Here is a 19,411-nt window from a genome sequence, read left to right as displayed (position 1 = left end):
CGACGAAGGCGTCGACGTGGTCGCGCCCAACCAGCGCGGCAGCACCGGGTACGGGCCCGCCCACCGCGACGCGATCCGCGGCGCCTGGGGCGGACCGGATCTGGCCGACGTCCTCCACCTCGGCCGCACCCTGACGGCCGCCCGCGCGACCGGCGCCGCCCCGCCCCTGTTGTACGGCGTGAGCTACGGCGCCCACCTCGCCCTGCTCGCCTCCGCCGCGGAACCGGGCCTGTGGTCCGGCGCCGCCGTCGTCGCGCCGTTCCTGTCCGGGCGGGAGCTGCACGCCGACGGGCCGCCGTTGGTGCGCAACATGCTCGACCGGCTCGGCGGCTGCGCGGAGATCGAGGACGACCTCGGGCCGCGCGATCTGATCCGGCTGGCCGACCGGCTGCGCGGCCCGCTGCTGGTCGTCCACGGCGAGCGGGACGCGACCATCCCCGTCGGCCACTCCCGGCGGCTGCGGGACCGGCTGGCGCGGGCCGGTCCCGGCGGGCCCGAGCTCACCTACGTCGAGGTGCCCGGCGCCGGGCACGACCCGCTGACCGGACCGGACGGCCACCTCGTGCTCGACCGCCTGGTCGCCTTCCTCCGCCGCCGCTGCCCGCGGCGCCCATGATCCCGCCGGCCGGCGTCCTCACCCGGCGCCGGACCGGTGGCAAGGCCCGCACCCGCGGGCTCCGCACCGACAAGAAGGAGAAACCGATGGAACTCGACATCACCGCGCTGGACATGCTCCCCGCCCGCGAGGAGGCCGGCCTGGCCGCCTGCCAGGTCTCCAGCTTCACCTGCGAGAACGAGGGCAACAGCTGCTACGTCACCAGGTGACCTCCCGGTTCCTGACCTTGCGTTAGGACCCGTCCCCCAGCGGTGCCGGCTCCCGGGGCCGGCACCGCGCCGACACACGACCCACGCCATCGAGCCGATGGAGTGAAGGGACCTCTCATGTTGAACGTCGGGCACCGGCACGGCGACCGGCTCATCGCCTGGACGGCCCGCGCGACGTGGGCGCCGCTGGCGGGGACTGCCGCCGCCGCGGCGGCCTCGATCGCCGTCTCCCTCGCCCTGCCCTCGGCGGTGGGCGCGGCGGTGAACGCGGTCCTCTCCGGAACGGGCTCCACCGCCGTCTACGCCGAGCTGGCGGTGCTCCTCCTGGCCGCCGCGCTCGCCGACGTCGTCTCGGGGGTCGCGGGGATCACGTCCGTCGCCTCCGCCACCAGGATGCTGCGCCTGCGCGCGATCGACCGCGTGCTGCGGACCGACGCGGCGGGCGCGGCGGCCTTTCCCGCCGGGGAGCTCGTCAACCGCCTGGTGGGCAACACCGCGACCACCGGTTACGTGCCCGCGACGCTGCTGCAGATCGTGTCCGGGCTCGTCCTGTCGGCGGGCGGCGTCGTCGCGCTCTTCGTGATCGACTGGCGGGTGGGCGTCGCCTTCCTGAGCGGCGTCCCGGTGGCGCTCGTCGTCATGCGGGTGTTCGTCGCCCGGGTCTCCGGCCTGTACGGCGACTACCAGCGGGCCCAGGGCCGCCTGGCCGCGCGCCTCACCGAGACCCTGGCCGGCATCAGGACGGTCCGGGCCGCGGGCACCGCCGACCGGGAGATCGCCCGCGTGCTGCGGCCGCTGCCCGAGCTGAGCGCCGCCGGGCACGCCCTGTGGCGGGCGCAGGCGCAGAGCGTGTGGCGGATCACCCTGATCCTGCCGCTCGTGGAGGTCCTCGTGCTGGCCGTGGCCGGGCTCGGCGTCGCGCAGGGACGGCTGCCGGCGGGCGCGCTCCTGGCCACGGCCGGCTACACCGCCCTGGGCCTGGTGTTCGTCGAGCAGATCGACCCGCTGCTGGGCATGGCCTTCGGCCGGTCGGCGGCGGTCCGCGTGCACGACGTGCTGACCCTGCCCGTCCCGGCCGCCGGCACGCGGCCACTGCCTCCCGGCCCGGGGACGCTCTCGTTCCGGGGCGTGACGGTGCGGCGCGGGGGGACTTCGCTGCTCGACGACGTCGACCTGGAGATACCGGCCGGGGCGATGACCGCCGTCGTCGGCGGCTCGGGCGCGGGCAAGTCGACCCTCGCGCTGCTGGCCGGCCGGTTGGCGGACCCGGACGGCGGCCAGGTCCTCCTCGACGGCGTGCCCCTGCGCGACGTCGATCCCGGGGCGCTGCGCGATGCCGTGGCGTACGCGTTCGAACGCCCGATGCTGCTCGGCGGCGACATCGCCGGGATGATCTCCTACGGCGCTCCGGCGTGCACCCCCGAGGCGGTGCGCGCCGCCGCGACAGCGGCGGCCGTGGACGACGTGATCCGCCGCCTCCCCTCCGGGTACGCCACCCCGGCGGCGGACGCGCCGCTGTCCGGCGGCGAGGTGCAGCGCCTGGGGCTGGCGCGGGCGTTCCTGCGGCAGGCCCGGGTGACCGTCCTCGACGACGCCACCTCCAGCCTGGACACGGCGACCGAGGCCCGGGTGAGCCGCGCCCTGGCCGAGGGCATGCGGGGGCGCACCCGCCTGGTCGTCGCGCACCGCCCGGCCACCGCCGCCCTGGCCGACCTGGTCGTCTGGCTGGACGCCGGCCGGGTGCGCGGGCGCGGCACCCACCAGGAGCTGTGGCGGGACCCGGCGTACCGCGCCCTGTTCGCGTCCGCCGAGCAGGCCGGCACCCCGCAGCGGGACGAGGAGGACACATGGACGTCCGCACGGTGACCGGGGCCGCCGCGGACCGGCGGCAGGCCGTCCGGCCGTGGCGGTTCCTGGCGGGCCTGCTGCGCGCCCGGCGGCGCCCGCTGGTGCTGGCCCTGGCGTGGTCGCTGGTCGAGGCCGCGCCCGCGCTGCTGGCCGGGCTGCTCGTCGCCACGGCGGTGGACCGCGGGTTCCTGGCCGGCCGGCCGGGCGTCGGCATGGCCTGGCTGGGCCTGCTCGGGGCGACGATGGTCGTCAGGTCGGTCGCGACCCGGCTGATGTTCCCGCATCTCGCCGCGGTGGTCGAGCCCATGCGCGACGAGCTGGTCCGCGCCGTGGCCGGGGCGACCGTCCGCCGCGCGGCCGACGGCGGCCAGGCGCCGGACGCCGCCGCGCTCAACCGCCTCACCGGGCAGGTCGAGACCATGCGCAAGCTGGTGTCCACGATGCTGCGCACCAGCCGTGAGCTGGGGATGTCGGTGATCGCCGCGCTGGTGGGGCTGCTCGTGCTGTCGCCGGTGGCCGCCGCCGTCGCCGCCGGGCCGCTGGTGCTGACGCTGGCCGCGTTCGCCAGGCTGATGCCGGCGCTGACGGCCCGGCAGCGTGCGCTCGTGCTCGCCGAGGAGCGGCTGACCGCGCAGGCCACGCCCATCGTGGCGGGGCTGCGCGACGTCGCCGCCTGCGGGGCGCGGGTCCAGGCCGCGGACACGTTGCGGGCCCTGGTGTCCGCGCAGGCCGCGGCGGCCCGCGCGCTCGCCTGGGCGGGCACGGGCCGGCGGGTCGCCGTCCTGCTCGGCGCGCACGCGCCGCTGGTCGGCCTGCTCCTGCTGTCCCGCCCCCTGATCGAGAGCGGCCGGCTGAGCGCGGGAGAGGTGGTGGGGGCGGTGACGTACCTGTTCACCGGGCTGGAGCCGGCGCTGCGCACGATCCTCGACACCCTCGGCGGGTGGGGGGTCGGGCTCGCGGCAACCACCCGGAGGATCGCCGAGACGATCGCCGCCCCCGGCCCGGACGAGGCGGCCCCGGAGGAGGCGGGCACCCCGGTGGCCGCCGGCCCGGCCGGTCACGAGCTGCGGGCCGAACGCCTGACGTTCGCCTATGCCGCGCGGGCCACGCCGGTCGTGCGGGACCTGGACCTGACGATCGGCGAAGGCGGGCATCTCGCGGTGGTCGGGCCCAGCGGCGTCGGCAAGTCCACGCTGGCCCTGCTGATGACCGGGCTGCTGCGGCCCACGGGCGGCCGGGTGCGGCTCGGCGGGCGGCCGCTGGCCTCGATCCCCGGCGCGTCGGTGCGGAGCCGGATCGCGCTGGTGCCGCAGGAGGCGTACGTCTTCGCCGGGACGGTCCGGGAGAACCTGGCGTACCTGTGGCCGCTCGGCCAGAGCCCGGACGACGAGCGCCTGCGCGCGTCCGTCGCCGCCGTCGGCGCCGGACCGCTCGTCGAGCGGCTGGGCGGCATCGGCGGGGAGATCGACGAGCCGTCCGCGCTGTCGGCCGGGGAGCGGCAGCTCGTCGCGCTGGCCCGCGTGCACGCCTCCCCCGCCGACGTCCTGATCCTGGACGAGGCGGGCTGCCACCTCGATCCGGCCGCCGAGCTGCGCGCGGAGTCGGCGCTGGCGGCCCGTCCCGGCACCCTGGTCGTGATCGCCCACCGCATCAGCTCGGCCGCCAGGGCGCGCCAGGTCCTCCTGATGGACGGGACCACCGTGCTCACCGGCACCCACCGGGAGCTGATCGACCGGTCCCCCCTGTACGCCGACCTGGTCGGCCGCTGGCACGGCGGACCCGGTAGGCCGGTGGCCGGTCAGGCCCCGGCGGCGTCGGCGCCGGACTCCAGCCCGGATTCCAGCGCGGACTCCAGCACGGCCAGGAAGTGGTCGACCGGCCCGATGCAGGCCACCGCCGACCCCCCGGAGATCCGCCCGGCGTAGGGCAGCAGCTTCTCGTACGTCGTCCGGCAGGCCGCGACGTCGCCGGCGGCGGCCTGGGCCGCGCCCTGCAGGCAGGTCATGGTCAGCCACGACCAGTCCATCGGCGGGGCGGGCCACCCCTGCCCGGCCAGGGCCACGGCCTGGCTCCGGCGCCCCTGGGCGCACAGCTCCAGCACCCGGGCGTCGTGTTCGACGGTGGGGTGGATGCCGCTGATCAGGTCGATGAGCGGGCCGGCCTCGGCCATGGCGCCGCGCTGGTAGGACAGCATGAGGCGGCCGTTCACCGCGACGGCGCCCGCGTACCACATGCCGATCCGCTTGGCCTGCCGTTCGGCCTCGCCGTACAGCGCGTCGGCCGCGGCGAACCGGCCGGCCAGGGTGAGCCGGTTGGCCCGCCACATGGTGTGCTGGAACCGCGGCCACGGCAGCTGCAGGTCGTCGAGCAGCGCCTCGCAGCGGGCGGCCGCCAGGTCGGCGCCGGCCAGGTCGTGCATCTCCAGCCGGTAGTGGGTGTCCATCATGTGGGCGAGCAGCTCGAAGCCCGGCGTCCTGGTCCGCGCGGCCAGGTCGTGCAGCTCCTCGGCGATCTCCATGAGCTCGGCGATGTGGGTCGCCTGCGGCACGGACAACGCGCGGGCGTTCAGCGCCCGCATGAGCAGGTGCGGGTCCCCGATCCGGCGGGCCATCGCGACGGCCTCGGCCGACAGGGACAGGCATCGCAGGTCGTCGTCGCTGCCGTTGTACAGTTCCTGCGCCAGGCCGCCGAGCAGCAACGTGCGCTCGACGCCGTCGGCCTCGGGCAGCGCGCTCAGCGTGGCCTCGAACTGCTCGACCAGCCGCAGTTCCACCGGTTCGTACGGGTTGCGCAGCGTCCAGATGGCCGGCGCGTCGAGTGCGGTGAGCGCGCGGGTGATCAGGGCGGGGTCCGCTTCGGCGCGCTGGGCCACGCGCAGGGCCCGGGCCCGCAGGTCGCGCGCGCCCATCGCGTCTCCGGCGTCCAGCAGGGCGCGCACCTGGTGCAGCAGGAGTTCCACGTGCTGGGCGGGGTCGCCGTCGCAGGCGCCGTGAGCGGCGACGGCCCGTCCCCACCAGGCGGCGGCCTCCTCGTGCGCCATGCGCCGGCTCGCCTGCCCGGCCGCCGCGCGGGCCCAGTGCGCCGTCTCCCGGTAGGCCAGCGGCCCGGCCTGCACGGCGTGGTGGGCGATGACGGTCACGTCGGTGCTGGGCCTGGCCGACAGGGCCCGCATCACCTCCCGGTGCAGCACGCCTCTGCGCAGCGGCGGGACGCCGGCGATCAGCGTCTCCCTGACCAGGTCGTGGACGAACGTCATGACCCCGTCGCCGCTGGTGACCAGCCCGGCCTGGGCGGCCCGGTCGAGCAGCTCGTAGGTCTGCTCCGGCCACGACGCGCAGGCCCGGAACACCTCGACGACCAGGCCGGGATCGAAGCTGCGGCCGATCAGGGCGGCCGGCTGGAGTATCTCCGTCGCCCGCGGCCCGAGCAGGGCCAGCCGCCGGCGGATCAGGTCGGACACCGCGTCGGGCACCACCTCCAGGCCCTGGCCCTGGGCCATCAGCCGGACGCTCTCGCGGACGAAGAACGGGTTGCCGCCGGTACGCCGGGTCAGCAGGTCGGCCGTGGAGCCGTCCACCGGGACGCCCATCTCCCGGGCGAGCGTCCCGACGTCGGCGGCGTCGAGGCCGCTCAGCCGGACGCGTACGAGGTCGTAGCGGGCGAGCTGGTACAGGACCTCGTCCACCGAGAGGTTGAAGGACGCGGCGGGGGTGAGCGTCCGGTCGTGGTGCACCGCGTCGCGGAAGGCGGTGACCAGCAGCAGCGGGCGCTCGCCCGGGTACGCCTCGGACAGCACGGCGACGTCCCTGAGCAGTTCGAGCGTGGCGGAGTCCGCCCAGTGCAGGTCGTCCAGGATGATCACCAGGGGGTGGGCGCGCGCGGCCTCGGCGAGCCACCGGGCGACGGCCCTGTTGCGGTGCGGCGACGCCGGCGCGCCGGTGGGCCAGTCGTCGTCCAGCAGCCCGCTCAGCGCCTGGCGCTCCGCGGGCGGCACGGTCCCGGCCAGCGCGCGCAGCACCTGGAGCCACGGCCACAGCGGCGGCACGCCCTCCCCTCCGCGGCAGCGGCCCCACAGCACCAGATGTCCCAGGTCCACGCACTCGTCGCGGAACGCCTGCAGCAGCCGGGTCTTGCCGATGCCGGGCTCGCCGCTGACCGCGGCGACCACGACGCCGTTGTGGTGCGTCGCGCCGGGCAGCGCCGTCAGCTCCGCCAGCCCCCGCTCGCGGCCGATCAGCCGTCCCCGCGCCGCGTGCCGGGCCTGACCGGCCCGCCCGGACGCGGCCGCACCGCCGCTCGCCACGGCGTCCGGAACGGCCTCCGGAACGGCCTTCGGACGGACGAGGGACAGCCGCACGGGGCCCGGCTCGGGCGGCGGGGTGATCGACCGCGCCTGCCAGAGGATGTCCTTCTCCAGTTCCCGCAGCTCGGGCCCGGGATCGAGGCCGAGCTGATCGGCGATGACCTGCCGCGCCCTGCGTAACGTGGCCAGCGCGTCGGCCTGCCGCCCGGACCGGTAGAGGGCCAGGGCGCGCAACCACCACAGCCGCTCGCGCAGCGGGTGCTCGGCCGTCTCGGACTCCAGCTCGTGGATGACCGGCTGCGGGCGGCCGGCGTCCAGCAGCGCCTGGGCGCGGGACTCGATGGCGTTCATGCGCAGCTCGCCCAGGCGGTTCACCTCCGCGGCGGCCCACAACTCGTCGGCGAACTCGCCGTAGGGGACGCCGCGCCAGAGCCCGAGCGCCTCCTCCAGCAGGGGCAGCGCCTCCGCGGGCGGGCGCAGCTCGGCGTCGGTGACCAGCTTGCCGAAGCGCAGCGCGTCGACGTCCGTGGTGGCCAGAACATAGCCGGGCCGGCGGGCCATCAGCAGCCGGGGCGGCGTGCGCGGCGCGCGGGACGGCTCCAGCACCCGGCGCAGGTTCGACACGTAGACGTGGACGGAGCCCACCGCGGACGCCGGCGGCCTGCCCCGGTACAGGTCCTCGATCAGCGTGTCGGTGGAGACGACCGTCCCGGCGGCGGCCACCAGCCGGGCGAGCAGGGCGCGCTGCCGCGGCCCTCCGAGGCTGATCGGGCCGCGGGCGCCGAGGATCTCGAACGGCCCGAGCACCCGGAACCGCACGCCCTCCACCCGGCCGCCCTCCTCCCGGCCGCCCTCCTCCCGGCCGCCGTCCACCCGACTGCTGTCCTCCCGGCTGCCCGCCTCACCGGTCCCGCCGTCCGGGGCGTGGTGCTGTCCGAGCCCTCCGCACCGTTCCCCATCGGCTGTCTCCTCGTGACGAGAGGTTCGCGACATCGTTCCATCGTGGCCGCCGCCCGGCCCGGTCTCGTCACTCGTGAGGGTGATGCGGAAATCCGTCCCGGGCGGGACGCGGGCGCTCTGCAACTTCCGCGGCAGTCGATGTCCACCCCCGGTTTGATGCGCCGGAGGTGGCGCCGGGGTTAGCGTGACGGGTGCCCTTCACCGCCCCGTCCATCGTCCGGCGGGTGTTCGCGGTCCACCCGCTGCTGCTCGACGGCGCCGTGGCCCTGACGCTCGTCGTCGGCACCTGGCTGTGGGAGATGTTCGAGCCGGGCCGGGGGCGGCCGGGCGACGCCCTGTCGGTGGCCCTGACCGTGCTGGTCAACGCGCCGCTGGCGCTGCGCAGGGTGACCCCGGTGGCGGTGCTGCTGGTGTCGGTGGGCGCCTCGCTGGTCTACCACGTGCTGGGCTACCACCTCGGGCTGAACAGCATCGGGCCGCTGGTGGCGCTCTACTCCGTCGCCGCGCACCGGTCGTGGGCGTGGTGCGCGGCCGGTTCGGTGCTGATCGTCGTCGAGTGGACCTACGCCTCGGCGCAGCAGCCCGGCGTCGCGCTGTGGTCGGCCGCCGCGCAGTCGTGCATCGTGGCGGCCTGCGGGGTGGGCGCGGGCACCAGCGTGCGGCTGCTGTCGGAGCGCACCGCGCAGCTCGCCGACCTCGCCGCGCAGCTGCGCGCCGAGCAGGACGCCGCCGCCCGGCGGGCGGTCACTCGCGAACGGGTGCGCATCGCCCGCGAGTTGCACGACGTCGTCGCCCACCACATGTCGGTCATCTCCGTACAGGCCGGGCTGGGGCGCTACGTGGCGCTGAGCGACCCGGCCACCGCCCACGCCACGCTGGGCGTCATCGCCGACACCAGCCACGAGGCGCTGACCGAGATGCGCCGGCTGCTGTCGATCCTGCGCATCGAGGCCCACGACGACGACGAGGGCCTCTACGCCACCGCGCCGGGCCTGCTGGCCCTCGACCCCCTGGTCGAGCGCATGCGCGGGGCGGGCGTCGCCACCGAGCTCGTCGTCGAGGGCCGGGCCCGGCCGCTGCCGTCCGGCCTCGACCTGTGCGCCTACCGCATCGTCCAGGAGTCGCTGACGAACGTGCTCAAGCACGCCGACCCCGGCCGGGTCGAGATCCACATCGGCTACGGCCCGGCCACGCTGACGTTACGCGTCAGCAACGACGGCGCCGCCGTCCAGGCGGAAGACGGGCCTTCCGGCGGCCACGGGTTGATCGGCATGACTGAACGTGTCAGGCTCTACCAGGGCTCGATCACCGCCGGGCCGCTGCCCGCGGGCGGGTTCGAGGTGCTGGCGACCTTCCCGCTCCCCGTGCCCGGCGCCGACGATCGGCCGCCGTGACGACCGTGAAGCAGGTGCGAGATCAAAGTCCTCGTCGTCGACGACCAGGTGCTCATCCGCGCGGGTCTGGCCGCGCTCCTGCGCGCCGCGGGCCTGGAGGTCGTGGGCGAGGCCGCCGACGGTGAGGAGGCCGTGCGCCTGGCCGCCACGCTGCGGCCCGACGTGATCCTCATGGACATCAGGATGCCCGGCATCAACGGCCTGACGGCGACCGAGCGCATCCTGGCCGCCGCGCACGACCCGCCGCCCAAGGTGCTCATCCTGACCACGTTCGACCTCGACGAGTACGTCTACAACGCGCTGCGCCTGGGCGCCGGCGGGTTCCTGCTCAAGGACACCCCGCCCGAACGCCTGATCGCCGCCATCCACACGGTCGCGGCGGGCGACATCCTGCTGGCCCCGGCCGCGACCAGGCGGCTGATCGAGGCGTTCGCCGAGCCGCCCGCCCCGCCTCCCTCCCCCGCCCTCGACCGGCTCACCGGCCGCGAGACGGAGGTGCTGCGGCTGGTCGGGCACGCGCTGTCGAACAAGGAGATCGCCGAGCGGCTGTCGGTGAGCGAGGGCACGGTCAAGACGCATCTCAACCGGCTGATGGCCAAGCTGGGGCTGAGCAGCCGGGCGCAGGTGGTGGTGGTGTCGTACGACGCCGGCCTCGTCCGTCCCGGCCACTCCCTGTCCCGCCGGACGGCCGCCGACGACCAGGGTTAGCGCAGGACGGCCGCGGTCAGCGGTCGGGCGTGAGGAGGGGCTTGACGTCGAGGATCGGGGTCGCGTCGAGCGCCTCCAGGTTGCGGACGTGCACCCGCCGCCCCTCGACGGCCAGGATGTGCACGGTGTGCAGGCCGATCGGGTTGGGCCGGTCGGGTGCGCGGGTGGCGAAGACGCCGGTGAGCGGCCGGGCGGCGTCGCCACGCGGATGGACGGCGAGGGTGTCGCGGTCGGCCCGGTCCAGCCAGGTGAGCAGCAGGACGTCGGCGCCCGGGGTCAGGCCGTCGAGGGCGGGGGCGTACCGGTCGTCGAAGACCAGCCAGGCGTCGGGGGCTCCCTCGTCGGGCTGCCTGGGCGCCGCCGCGCGATCGGTCAGTGTCGACTCGACGCGCCCGACCGGGCGCAGCGTGTGTTCGGTCACGAGTCCTGGATCTTTCCCCGTGCGGGGACGCCGGTCAAGACCGTCGATCCCCGCCGGGCAGGATCGGTGTTTCGCCGGCGGCGTGTCGAGAACGCGGCGCCGGCTCCGTCCTGGGAACATCGGCGGCCGGCGAGCGGCCGCGTGTGACGAAGGAGGCCCGGAGTGGCGATTCAGCGGATGGACAACGTGCTCATCGTCGTCGAAGACCTTGACGCGGTGATCGGGTTCTTCCTCGAACTCGGCATGGAGCTGGAGGGCAGGGGGCCGATCGAGGGGCGCTGGGCGGAGCGGGTCATCGGGCTCGACGGCGTCCGGCAGGAGGTCGCGATGTTGCGGATCCCCGGCGCCCCCGGCGGGATCGAGCTGGCCATGTTCCACACGCCGAAGCCGATCCGCCCCGAGCCTGCGGACCCGCCGGCGAACACGCTGGGCATGCGCCGGGTCATGTTCGCCGTCGACGACGTCGAGGACGTCGTCGCCCGCCTGCGCCGGCACGGCGCCGAGCTCGTCGGCACGCTGGAGCGGTTCGAGGACAGCTATCTGCTGTGCTACGTCCGCGGCCCCGAAGGGATCGTCGTCGGCCTGGCCCAGCAGCTCGGCGGGTGAGGCGGGGCTGCTCGTGCGTCCGTGCCGCTAGGGCCGCCGGACCGCGGCGAGGTCGAGCTCCAGCGCCACCCTTCTGGCGACCAGTCCGGCGGCGGCGTTCCACTTCACGCCCCAGTCCGTACGGTCGATCGTGACGCCGCCCTTGAGCCGCAGCCGGAGCTCGTCCCCGTCGCCGGTCAGCTCCAGGTCCAGGGTGATCGGGTTGCTCACGCCGCGGATGCTCAGGTCACCGGTGACCTGGAAGGCCGTCTCATCGGTCCGCTCCACCCGGTTCGAGGTGAAGGTGATCACCGGGTGGTCGGCGTCCTTGAGGTATTTGCCGCGCAGGTACCGGTCGCGCTGCGGGTTGCGGGTCTGGACGCTGCCCGCCTCGACGGTGAGCTCGACCCGTGACCTGGACGGGTCGTCGCCGTCCAGGTGGCCGGTTCCGGCGAACCGGTCGAACTGCCCGCGTACGGCGGGGCCGACGGTGTGCCGGGCGACGAAGCCGATCCGGGTGCGGGCCGGGTCGAGGACGTAGTCGCCGGTCAGGGCGCGAAGGCCGGCGGTCATGCCGGGCGCTCCTGGTCGCCGGCGGGGGCCGAGCCCGGCAGCGGGCTGGCGTCGAGGTATCTGACCTCGTAGACGCGTTCGGCGAACTTCCAGCCGTCGCCGGTGCGCTGGTAGCGGTCGTGGTAGAGGGCGTGGTTCGCGTGGGAGCCGCCGTCGCGCATCCGCCCGAACTCGTGCACGTAGACCCGGCCGGTCGCGGTGTCGCCGTCGATCCGGATGACGCCCGGGTGCACGTTCTGCACGAAGAACTCCCACAGGCCCTGCCCCCACTCGATCCCGGCGCGGATCGCCTCCCGGCCGGCGAACTCCTTGCCGATGTGCGGCCACCGCATGACGCCGCCGGGCGTGAACAGGGACTCGACGCGGTCGTAGTCGCGGGTCATCACCGCGTCGGTGAGTTCGCCGCGCAGCGCCTCGATCTCGACGCGGTCGGTTATGGCTTGCATGTCGAGCATGCGGATCTCTCCCTCGCTCGGGTGGAAGGTGGTGCGTTCAGCATCGAGGCAGGTCGGAGGGCGAACAAGGTAGGGTTCGTGGGGCGATCCATAACCTGGGGGTTATCCGTGGAGCTGAGGGACATCGAGATCTTCCTGACGCTCGCCGAGGAACTGCACTTCGGCCGTACCGCCGAACGGCTGCGCGTCTCGCAGGCGCGCGTCAGCCAGGCCGTCAGCAGGCAGGAGCGGCGCCTCGCTGTGGCGCTGTTCGACCGCACCAGCCGCCGCGTGGCCCTGACCCCGGTCGGCCGCCGCCTGCGCGAGGACCTGCGGCAGGCCTACGACCTGCTCCAGGAGGGGCTCGCCCGGGCCGAGGCCGCGGGGGTGGGCGCGGGCCGCACGCTGCGCCTGGGCGTGTTCGGCCACGCCGGCTACGAGCTGCGCCCGCTCGTCGACGCCTTCCGCGCCCGCCATCCCGGCGCCGACGTCCGCTTCAGCGAGGTCACCGGCGGCGACCCGTTCGCCGCCCTGCGCGCCGGGGACGCCGACGCGCACGTGTTGTGGTTGCCGGTGGCCGAACCCGACCTCACCGTCGGCCCCACCGTGCTCGAAACGGGCCGGGTGCTGGCGGTGTCGGCCGGGCATCCGCTGGCCGGGCGGGGCGGCGCGTCGCTGGAGGACCTGGCCGACGAGCATGTCGTCGACCTGGGCCCGGCCGCCCCGGAGTACTGGGTGGCGTCCATGGTCCCCACCCGCACGCCGCTGGGCCGCCGCATCCCGCGCGGGCCCGTCGCACGGACGTTCCACGAGATCCTCGCCCTGGTCGCCGCCGGGCAGTGCGTCCATCCGCTGGGCGAGATCGCCGCCCGCTACAACCGTCCGCCCGGCGTCGTCTTCGTGCCGCTCCACGACGCCCCGGCTCTCCGGTTCGCCCTGGTCTGGTCGTCCACCGCCGACGGTCCCGCCGTCCGCGCGCTGGCCAGGACCGCCGCCGACCTCGGCCCCCTCTCGCTCGGCGGGAGCGGCGCGCCGGGCTGAGGCCCGCTCGGCCTCCCTGCGCTCGTCGGGTTGCGCATGGCGAACGCGGAGCATCACGTCGGGCTCGGCCCGTCCGTCCATCGCCGGCCGGACGGCGAGGCGGTGCGCGGCCACTTCGAGAGTCGCCTGCGCGACGGCAGGACGACCTGCTGCTCGTGGCCGAGGCGGACGGTGAGGTGGCGGGTATGGCGGAGGTCGTCCTGCGATCGGCGCCTCCCGACCATCAGATCCTGATTCCGCGCCGCGCCGCGGAGGTCCACACCGTGGTTCTTGATCGCCATCGCGGTCGAGGCGTCGGCCGCGCTCTGCTGGCCGCGGCCGAGCGGACCGCCAGGGACCGCGACGTCGAGTTCCTCCTTGCGGTGATCTTCGCCCCGAACGAGGACGCCGTCGGCTTCTACTCCTCGGCCGGATTCGGCGACCACGGACTGCTGCTCGGCAAGGAACTGAACGCGGGCTGATCAGCGGTCCGAGCCGCTGACGTCGGCCGAGGCCGGCAGGGTGTGCGGGCCAGGCCGGCGAGCCGCGCCGCTGCCGGGCGGGCGTGCGGACGCCGCGAGCCGGCTCAGGGTGTAGCCGCCCGAGGCCTGCTTGAACAGGTACTCGGCGCGTTCGTAGGACAGGCGGCGCCTGCCGGTCTCGGGGCACAGGTCGGCCGGGGCCGGCGTCCGGGCGGGGCCGGGCCTGCGGTCGGCCAGGAAGAGGGGGCCGCGGGCCCGGCCCGCGACCAGCTCCTCCAGCAGGGCGGCGGCCCCGTCGCCCCACGTGAGTGTGGCGGCGCGGCGGGCGGGCAGGTCGAGGTCCTCGACGTCGAGCGCGAGGACGGCGGCGGCCGAGGCGCCCGACTCATGCACCAGCCGCCACAGCGCCCTCTCCCGCGTCGACGGGTGCCGCCAGAGCGCGGCCAGCGCCTGATCGTCGACGGCGGGGCGTCTCCTGCGGTCGTCGTGCTTCCTGGGCAGCTCGGCCGGCAGGTCGCCGAGGCCCGCCCACGCGCCGAACGACCGTACGGCCGCGCGGTGGCGGTTCCAGGTCCTGGGCGCGGCCGTGCTCCAGGCGGCGGCGAACACCCTGGCCACCAGGGCGGGGGTGAGGTCGGCCAGCGGCGTGGCGGCCCCCAGGTCCAGGCGCAGCCGCCGCAACGTCTGCCCGTAGGACCGGATCGTCCCGGCGTCGAGGTCCGTACGGGCCAGGAACCGGTCCGCCGCGTCGCCGAACAGGGCCATGTCGGGTGTGCCGGCCGTACGGGCGAGGGGGGAGGCGGTGCGGTGGCGGGCGGCGCGGGCGAGGAGGAAGGCGCGTTCGGCGGCGTTGCGGGTGAGGGCGGCGGCTCGCTCGAACGCCGTCGCGGCCTCGCTGTCACGCCCGGCCCGCGCCAGCAGGTCGCCGTGGACGGCGGACAGCGGCGGGTAGTCCCGCAGCGCCGGGTCCGACAGCAGCGGGTCCATCAGCGCCAGCCCCGCCTCCGGCCCGGTCGCCATGCCGACGGCGACCGCCTGGTTGAGCCGGACCACCGGCGAGGGCAGCAGCCGTGCCAGCGGGCCGTAGAGGGCCGCGATCCGGTCCCAGTCCGTGTCGGCCGCCCCGGCCGCCTGCGCGTGACACACCGCGATCGCCGCCTGAAGGACGTACGGCCCGAGCCCCCCGCCCGCCTCCCGCGCCCTCAGCATGGAGGCGAAGCCGCGCGCGATCAGCTCCCGGTCCCACCGTCCCCGGTCCTGCTCGTGCAGTTGCACCAGCTCCCCCGACGGCCCGGTACGGGCGTCCGCGCGCGACTGCTGGATCTCCATCAGCGCCACCAGCCCGTGCACCTCGGACTCGCCCGGCGCCAGCTCGGCCAGCAGCCGTCCGAGCCGCAGCGCCTCCAGCGCCAGGGCGGGCCGCGTCAGGTCCTCGCCCGCCGTGGCCGAGTAACCCTCGTTGAAGATCAGGTAGATGACCTCCAGCACGGACGCCAGCCGTACCGCCAGTTCGGGCCCCTGCGGCAGCTCGAACGGCACCCCCTCGTCGGCGAGCGTGCGCTTGGCGCGCGCGACGCGTCCGGCCACGACCGCCTCCCGCACCAGGAACGCGCGGGCGATCTCCGCAGTGGTCAGCCCGCCGAGCAGCCGCAGCGTCAGCGCGGTCCGCTCCTCGGCGGGCAGCACGGGATGGCTGGAGACGAACATCAGCCGCAACACGTCGTCGCCGGCCTCGGCCTGCCCGGCCTGCTCGGCGTGCTCGGTCTGCCCGGGGTGTCCGGGCTGCTCGGGCTCCAGGTCGCGGACGGCCCGGTCGTGCCGCCGGGCACGGCGCAGGTGGTCGAGGGCGCGCCGCTTGGCGGCGGTCGTCAGCCACGCGCCCGGCCTGTCCGGCACGCCGTCACGCGGCCAGGTCTCCAGCGCGGCGACCAGCGCGTCCTGGGCGAACTCCTCGGCCAGGCCCACGTCGCCGAGCATCCGGGCCAGCCCGGCGACGATCCGCGCGGACTGCTCCCGCCAGACCGCCGTGACGGCGTCCATCAGTAGATCTGGCGCATGTGGCACTCGCCGTCGCCGACGACCGCGAAGAAGCGCCGCGAGACCTCCAGCGCCTCCTCCCGCGAACCGACCTCGACCAGCGCGAACCCGCCCGCCATCTCCTTGGCCTCGGCGAAGGGCCCGTCGGTGACGGTCAGCTCGCCGCCCGCGGACCTGAGCACGGTGCCGCCCAGCTCCATGCCTCCGGTGGCGAGCAGCACGCCCGCCTCGGTGAGCTCCTGGATGAACCTGCCCATCTCGGCGTGCAGCGTCTCGTCGTCGCGCCGCTCGCTCACGTTCGTCAGCAGAAATCTCATGTGCGTTCCCTGTCACATCGCTCGTTCGTCGCGTATGCAGTAGAACACGAAAGGACACGGGACATGACCGCCATCGCCCCCGCCTCGCCCGCCTCCCCCACCGCCTCCTCGACCCGCGCCCTGCTGACCGCGGGCGCCGTCGCCGCTCCCCTGTGGACGGCGGTCAACCTGGCCCAGGTGCTCACCCGTGAGGGCTTCGACATCGTCCGCCACCCGCTCAGCCAGCTGTCGACCGGCTCGCTCGGCTGGGTCCAGGTGGCCGACTTCCTGGCCGTCGGCGCGCTGGTGATCGCCGGCTCGTACGGGCTGCGCCGGACCGTCCCCGGCCGGTGGCTGCCCCGGCTCCTGCTGGTCAACGGCATCGGGATGATCCTCGCGGGGATCTTCCGGATGGACGCCGGCGACGGCTTCCCCGTCGGCACCCCCGCCGGCCCGCCCGCGACGATGAGCTGGCACGCCGGGCTGCACATGGCCTCGGGCTCGATCGCCTTCATCGCCCTGGCGGCGGCCTGCTTCGTGCTCGGCCGCCACTTCTCCCGCGCCGGAGCTGCCGGCTCGGCCGTCGCGTCCTTCCTGGCGGGCGTGGCCGTCATCGCCGGGAACGGCTGGACGATGGGCGGCGGCCCAGGGGGTTCGGTGACCCTGGCCGTCGGCGTCACCGGCGCGATGTTGTGGATGTCCGCCGTCGCCTTCCGGCTGCGCCGCCGGGGCTCCCTCACCTGACGGGACGTCCGCTGGTCGGCACTGCCCGGCGTCTGGTCGCAGGCCCTTCTCGACGAGGTCGATCAGGTCGTGCACGGCTGGATCGGCGAGCCGGACGTCGCCGCGCTGCGCTCCGGTCCCGTCCCGATCTCCGTCGGCGTCGGGGGCTCAGGAGGCGCGCAGCTCGGCGTCGGCCGCGTCCGTGCGGGCCCGGCTGCCCCAGAACCACTCCAGGTGAGCGGTCCGCCGCTGCTCGGTCAGCCACTCCTCGAACAGGTGCCGCTCGATGAGCCCGCGGCGGATCTCGTCGAGCACCGCCGGCTCCACCGCCAGCACGTGCGCGACGCAGAGCCCGCCGTCCGGGAGCCGCCCGGGCCCGAGCACGTCACCGGCGGCGGCCTCCTCGGCCTCGGCGCCGAAGAGCCCGATCAGCGAGCTCCTGTCGTTCGCCTCCATGCGGCACGTGGCCGCCCCCGCCAGCACCTCCTCGGTGGCCAGCGCGACCGGGTCGGCCTTCCCGCCCCGCAGCGCCGCGGCGGCGGTCGCGGCGCGGTCCGCGTCGGCGTACCGCAGCCTGACCACACGCAACCAGTCGAAGTCCGCGCGACGGGCGGCGAAACGCTCCTCCACGCGCCCGCCGAGCACCTCACGACGCAGGTCCGCCACCGCTGCCTCGCCGGCCACGATCTCCTCCAGACGGGCGTGGGTCAGGCCGCGCTCGCCCATCCAGCGCCGCGTCGCCTCCGCGGTCAGCAGGCCGCGGGCCCGGCGGAAGGCGTCCATGGCCTGCTGGAGCCGGTCCGGGTCCGGGTCCGGGTCCCGGGTGGCCAGAGCCTGTTCGACGAGGGCGGAGTTGACCAGCCGGCGGGCCAGGTCGGTGTCCTCCCACAACACGTCGAGCACCGAGACGGCCTTCTCCCACGTCACGTCGGCGCCGTTGACGCGCAGCAGGAGATGGCCGCCGGAACGCTGACCTCCGCGCAGTGGCCAGGGGATGGCGCGGTCCGGCGCCACGGCCAGCGACACGGTCGCCCCTGGCACGGGGAACAGCAGGTCGTAGTGGTGGTCGCCGGTCGCGGCCTCGCTCTGCCAGAGCAGCCGCATCGGTGTCCCCGGATGGCGGGTGCGCAGGGCCGTCAGCCGTTCGCGGGCGCTCTCCGGCGGCACGCCGTCGAGGCCACGCAGCCATTCCAGCGCGTCGCCGAGCAGAGCGGGCGACAGTCCGGCCCGCTGCTGCGACCCGTCGGGCGGCAGGTTCACGTCAAATCCTTTCGTTCGGCTGTGCGCGGATCACGGCTCGGCGAGCAGGTCGCACAGCGCCTGGCTGATCGGCAGGCCGGTCAGGTCCTCGATCCACAACCACTGGCCGTTGGGGTTGATCTCCAGGAACACGTACCGGCCGTCCGGCGTGAGAATCAGGTCGACGGCGCCGTAGACGAGGCCGAGGCGTTCGGTCAGCGCCACGCACCGGTCGGCGATCTCGTCCGGCAGCGCGTGGACGGCGTGCGGGGTGGCGCCGAGGTCGTAGCTCCGCCAGTCCACGCTGGCCCGGTTGCTGACCTGGGAGTGGATCTCGGCCGTGAACGTCTGCCGGCCGACCACCGTGACCCGCAGCTCCATGCGTTTGCGGACGTACGGCTGCGCGATGACGGGGCAGAACCGCAGCCCCTCCGCGTACGCCAGGTCGCGGCCCGAGACGAACTCGCACTTGCGCAGCACCGAGTGGCCCCCGGCGAGATCCTCCACCCACGGCTGGCCGATGGCCTTGGTGATGATGTGCCCGTCATGCCGGTTGTGGAAGTCCCACAGGGCGTCCGCCCGGCTCGTGATCAGCGTCTCCGGGATCTCGAACCCCAGCTCGGCGGCCAGCGCGAGCTGGGACGGCTTGTGCCTGGCACGCGTGAGCGCCGACTCCCGGCCGGGCACCGGACGGCACGGCAGGGACTCCCAAAGGCCGGCGAGCACGGCGGCGGCCTCCTGGGCGGTGTAGGCGGCCACCGCCGGGTCGGTGACGGCCGGATGCGCCGCCGGCGGCCGCGGGCGCCGCCACCACACGGTGGTCACCGAGTCGAGGTCGAGCGTGTCCGACCCGGTGTGCAGCAGCCGCCGGGTGAGCCCCCGGCCGTCGTAGGCCAGCTCGACGTGCGCCCGCGCGGGATAGTCCGCGTTGTCGAAGACGCTGGTGCGGACGCCGCGCCGGACCAGCAGCTCCCTGACGCGGTCGGCGTGGACGTCGCCGTCGCAGGTGAGGACGAGGACATGCGGGCAGGACACGGAAACTCCTTGGGCGAGGCCGGGCTTCTCGGAAGGGTGGCCGCCGCCTCCCGGGACCAGGGGGACGGCGGCCGCGGTGTGAGCGGAGATCAGTCCATCCCGCACCAGCCGGGCGGGTCGAAGTAGCACATCATGACGTCACCCCAGTCGGGGTCCTGCCCGCCGTTGAGGATGCTGAGCGCACTCTCGTCCAGTTCGGCGCCGATCGGGGCGATGTCCCCGAGTTCGGTCTGCGGCTTGGCGTTCACGGAACTCTCCTTACGGTCGGTGGCGTCGCGGCCGCCGCCCCGCGGATGACGCGGAGTGGCGGCCCTGAGCCCTGCGGATGGGTCAGTAGTCGTGCGTGCAGATGCCCGGCGGGTCGTACCACGACAGGCGCTTGCACTGCTCGTCGTCGTACATGCCGCCGTTGAGGGTGCTGAGCGCGCTCTCGTCCAGTTCGGCGCCGATCGGGGTGATGTCCCCGAGTTCGGTACGCGGCTTGACGTCCATGGAGGTCCTCCTCTCTTTGTCGTTCGCCGCGAACGA

General features: G+C 75.2%; 19 protein-coding genes and 1 pseudogene. 10 read left to right on the top strand and 10 right to left on the bottom strand.

What is annotated here, in order from left to right; translation table 11 throughout:
• The 4 genes from AB0J71_RS46830 to AB0J71_RS46815 all read left to right on the top strand — a co-directional run.
• On the top strand, nucleotides 1-616 hold a 616-nt coding region (locus AB0J71_RS46830), incomplete at its 5' end, for a prolyl oligopeptidase family serine peptidase (protein ID WP_364420726.1).
• Nucleotides 617-702: 86 nt separating this feature from the next.
• Nucleotides 703-825 (top strand): ALQxL family class IV lanthipeptide, encoded by a 123-nt coding sequence (locus AB0J71_RS46825; RefSeq protein WP_352329554.1) that lies wholly within the window; start codon nucleotides 703-705, stop codon nucleotides 823-825.
• 117 nt (nucleotides 826-942) lie between these two features.
• Nucleotides 943-2,691, top strand: a complete 1,749-nt coding sequence (locus tag AB0J71_RS46820; RefSeq protein WP_364420724.1) for an ABC transporter ATP-binding protein — start codon at nucleotides 943-945, stop codon at nucleotides 2,689-2,691.
• Nucleotides 2,673-4,598, top strand: a complete 1,926-nt coding sequence (locus AB0J71_RS46815) for an ABC transporter ATP-binding protein (protein WP_364393984.1) — start codon at nucleotides 2,673-2,675, stop codon at nucleotides 4,596-4,598. Before AB0J71_RS46820 ends, AB0J71_RS46815 begins: the two co-directional genes overlap by 19 nt.
• 1,841 nt (nucleotides 4,599-6,439) lie before the next feature.
• Here the strand turns inward: AB0J71_RS46815 and AB0J71_RS46810 are convergent.
• Nucleotides 6,440-7,969 (bottom strand): annotated as a pseudogene (locus tag AB0J71_RS46810) (BTAD domain-containing putative transcriptional regulator); the annotation flags it as partial.
• A gap of 158 nt (nucleotides 7,970-8,127) precedes the next feature.
• On the opposite strand from AB0J71_RS46810, the gene AB0J71_RS46805 reads away from it, so the two are divergent.
• Together AB0J71_RS46805 and AB0J71_RS46800 are read left to right on the top strand one after the other, a co-directional pair.
• A complete protein-coding gene (locus AB0J71_RS46805) occupies nucleotides 8,128-9,330 on the top strand; it encodes a histidine kinase (RefSeq protein ID WP_364420721.1) in 1,203 nt (400 codons plus the stop codon).
• Nucleotides 9,331-9,351: 21 nt separating this feature from the next.
• Complete coding sequence (locus AB0J71_RS46800; protein ID WP_352331247.1) at nucleotides 9,352-10,038, top strand: response regulator transcription factor; 687 nt, start codon at nucleotides 9,352-9,354, stop codon at nucleotides 10,036-10,038.
• Between the two features lie 16 nt (nucleotides 10,039-10,054).
• Here AB0J71_RS46800 and tsaA read toward each other — a convergent pair whose 3' ends face one another.
• Nucleotides 10,055-10,459: a tRNA (N6-threonylcarbamoyladenosine(37)-N6)-methyltransferase TrmO gene (gene tsaA / locus AB0J71_RS46795; protein ID WP_364420719.1), complete on the bottom strand. Its 405-nt coding sequence runs from the start codon at nucleotides 10,457-10,459 to the stop codon at nucleotides 10,055-10,057.
• Nucleotides 10,460-10,636: 177 nt separating this feature from the next.
• On the opposite strand from tsaA, the gene AB0J71_RS46790 reads away from it, so the two are divergent.
• Entirely contained in the window at nucleotides 10,637-11,065 is a 429-nt protein-coding gene (locus AB0J71_RS46790; protein ID WP_364394008.1) for a VOC family protein, read from the top strand.
• A 27-nt stretch (nucleotides 11,066-11,092) separates the two neighbouring features.
• Here AB0J71_RS46790 and AB0J71_RS46785 read toward each other — a convergent pair whose 3' ends face one another.
• Together AB0J71_RS46785 and AB0J71_RS46780 are read right to left on the bottom strand one after the other, a co-directional pair.
• Nucleotides 11,093-11,617, bottom strand: coding sequence for a YceI family protein (locus AB0J71_RS46785; RefSeq protein ID WP_352328925.1), 525 nt, complete (start codon nucleotides 11,615-11,617; stop codon nucleotides 11,093-11,095).
• Nucleotides 11,614-12,072 (bottom strand): nuclear transport factor 2 family protein, encoded by a 459-nt coding sequence (locus AB0J71_RS46780; RefSeq protein WP_352328923.1) that lies wholly within the window; start codon nucleotides 12,070-12,072, stop codon nucleotides 11,614-11,616. The genes AB0J71_RS46785 and AB0J71_RS46780 overlap by 4 nt, the downstream gene beginning before the upstream one ends.
• Nucleotides 12,073-12,180: 108 nt before the next feature.
• Here AB0J71_RS46780 and AB0J71_RS46775 point away from each other — a divergent pair, with 108 nt between their 5' ends.
• Nucleotides 12,181-13,092, top strand: a complete 912-nt coding sequence (locus AB0J71_RS46775; RefSeq protein ID WP_364420730.1) for a LysR substrate-binding domain-containing protein — start codon at nucleotides 12,181-12,183, stop codon at nucleotides 13,090-13,092.
• The gene (locus AB0J71_RS46770; protein WP_364420728.1) at nucleotides 12,993-13,553 is read left to right on the top strand and encodes a GNAT family N-acetyltransferase; all 561 of its coding nucleotides are present in this window, start codon (nucleotides 12,993-12,995) and stop codon (nucleotides 13,551-13,553) included. The genes AB0J71_RS46775 and AB0J71_RS46770 overlap by 100 nt, the downstream gene beginning before the upstream one ends.
• Here the strand turns inward: AB0J71_RS46770 and AB0J71_RS46765 are convergent, their stop codons facing one another.
• On the bottom strand, nucleotides 13,554-15,593 hold the full coding sequence (locus tag AB0J71_RS46765) for a DUF6596 domain-containing protein (RefSeq protein WP_364420717.1): 2,040 nt from the start codon (nucleotides 15,591-15,593) through the stop codon (nucleotides 13,554-13,556).
• Nucleotides 15,593-15,907, bottom strand: coding sequence for a YciI family protein (locus AB0J71_RS46760; RefSeq protein ID WP_352328917.1), 315 nt, complete (start codon nucleotides 15,905-15,907; stop codon nucleotides 15,593-15,595). The genes AB0J71_RS46765 and AB0J71_RS46760 overlap by 1 nt, the downstream gene beginning before the upstream one ends.
• 63 nt (nucleotides 15,908-15,970) lie before the next feature.
• On the opposite strand from AB0J71_RS46760, the gene AB0J71_RS46755 reads away from it, so the two are divergent.
• Nucleotides 15,971-16,630: a DUF998 domain-containing protein gene (locus AB0J71_RS46755; RefSeq protein WP_352328915.1), complete on the top strand. Its 660-nt coding sequence runs from the start codon at nucleotides 15,971-15,973 to the stop codon at nucleotides 16,628-16,630.
• Nucleotides 16,631-16,777: 147 nt separating this feature from the next.
• Here AB0J71_RS46755 and AB0J71_RS46750 read toward each other — a convergent pair whose 3' ends face one another.
• The 4 genes from AB0J71_RS46750 to AB0J71_RS46735 all read right to left on the bottom strand — a co-directional run bounded on the left by AB0J71_RS46750 (nucleotide 16,778) and on the right by AB0J71_RS46735 (nucleotide 19,375).
• On the bottom strand, nucleotides 16,778-17,869 hold the full coding sequence (locus tag AB0J71_RS46750) for a TIGR04500 family putative peptide maturation system protein (RefSeq protein ID WP_352328914.1): 1,092 nt from the start codon (nucleotides 17,867-17,869) through the stop codon (nucleotides 16,778-16,780).
• Between the two features lie 30 nt (nucleotides 17,870-17,899).
• The gene (locus tag AB0J71_RS46745; RefSeq protein ID WP_364393997.1) at nucleotides 17,900-18,883 is read right to left on the bottom strand and encodes an MvdC/MvdD family ATP grasp protein; all 984 of its coding nucleotides are present in this window, start codon (nucleotides 18,881-18,883) and stop codon (nucleotides 17,900-17,902) included.
• Between the two features lie 89 nt (nucleotides 18,884-18,972).
• The gene (locus tag AB0J71_RS46740; protein ID WP_352328666.1) at nucleotides 18,973-19,131 is read right to left on the bottom strand and encodes a hypothetical protein; all 159 of its coding nucleotides are present in this window, start codon (nucleotides 19,129-19,131) and stop codon (nucleotides 18,973-18,975) included.
• Nucleotides 19,132-19,213: 82 nt separating this feature from the next.
• Complete coding sequence (locus tag AB0J71_RS46735) at nucleotides 19,214-19,375, bottom strand: hypothetical protein (RefSeq protein ID WP_352328664.1); 162 nt, start codon at nucleotides 19,373-19,375, stop codon at nucleotides 19,214-19,216.
• Nucleotides 19,376-19,411 lie beyond the last annotated feature (36 nt).

Origin of the sequence: Nonomuraea sp. NPDC049637 (genome assembly GCF_040675235.1) — a bacterium.
Lineage (GTDB): Bacteria > Actinomycetota > Actinomycetes > Streptosporangiales > Streptosporangiaceae > Nonomuraea.
The sequence above is the reverse complement of the archived record's forward strand: the minus strand, read 5'-3'. Positions and strand labels throughout refer to the sequence as shown.

What these genes read in the sequence shown, in the direction of transcription:
- AB0J71_RS46790 (WP_364394008.1), top strand. Translation starts at nt 10,637, where the DNA reads ATGGACAACGTGCTCATCGTCGTCGAAGACCTTGACGCGGTGATCGGG.
- AB0J71_RS46765 (WP_364420717.1), bottom strand. Translation starts at nt 15,593, where the DNA reads ATGGACGCCGTCACGGCGGTCTGGCGGGAGCAGTCCGCGCGGATCGTC.
- AB0J71_RS46815 (WP_364393984.1), top strand. Translation starts at nt 2,673, where the DNA reads ATGGACGTCCGCACGGTGACCGGGGCCGCCGCGGACCGGCGGCAGGCC.
- AB0J71_RS46760 (WP_352328917.1), bottom strand. Translation starts at nt 15,907, where the DNA reads ATGAGATTTCTGCTGACGAACGTGAGCGAGCGGCGCGACGACGAGACG.
- AB0J71_RS46755 (WP_352328915.1), top strand. Translation starts at nt 15,971, where the DNA reads ATGACCGCCATCGCCCCCGCCTCGCCCGCCTCCCCCACCGCCTCCTCG.
- AB0J71_RS46780 (WP_352328923.1), bottom strand. Translation starts at nt 12,072, where the DNA reads ATGCTCGACATGCAAGCCATAACCGACCGCGTCGAGATCGAGGCGCTG.
- AB0J71_RS46825 (WP_352329554.1), top strand. Translation starts at nt 703, where the DNA reads ATGGAACTCGACATCACCGCGCTGGACATGCTCCCCGCCCGCGAGGAG.
- AB0J71_RS46735 (WP_352328664.1), bottom strand. Translation starts at nt 19,375, where the DNA reads ATGGACGTCAAGCCGCGTACCGAACTCGGGGACATCACCCCGATCGGC.
- AB0J71_RS46785 (WP_352328925.1), bottom strand. Translation starts at nt 11,617, where the DNA reads ATGACCGCCGGCCTTCGCGCCCTGACCGGCGACTACGTCCTCGACCCG.
- AB0J71_RS46820 (WP_364420724.1), top strand. Translation starts at nt 943, where the DNA reads ATGTTGAACGTCGGGCACCGGCACGGCGACCGGCTCATCGCCTGGACG.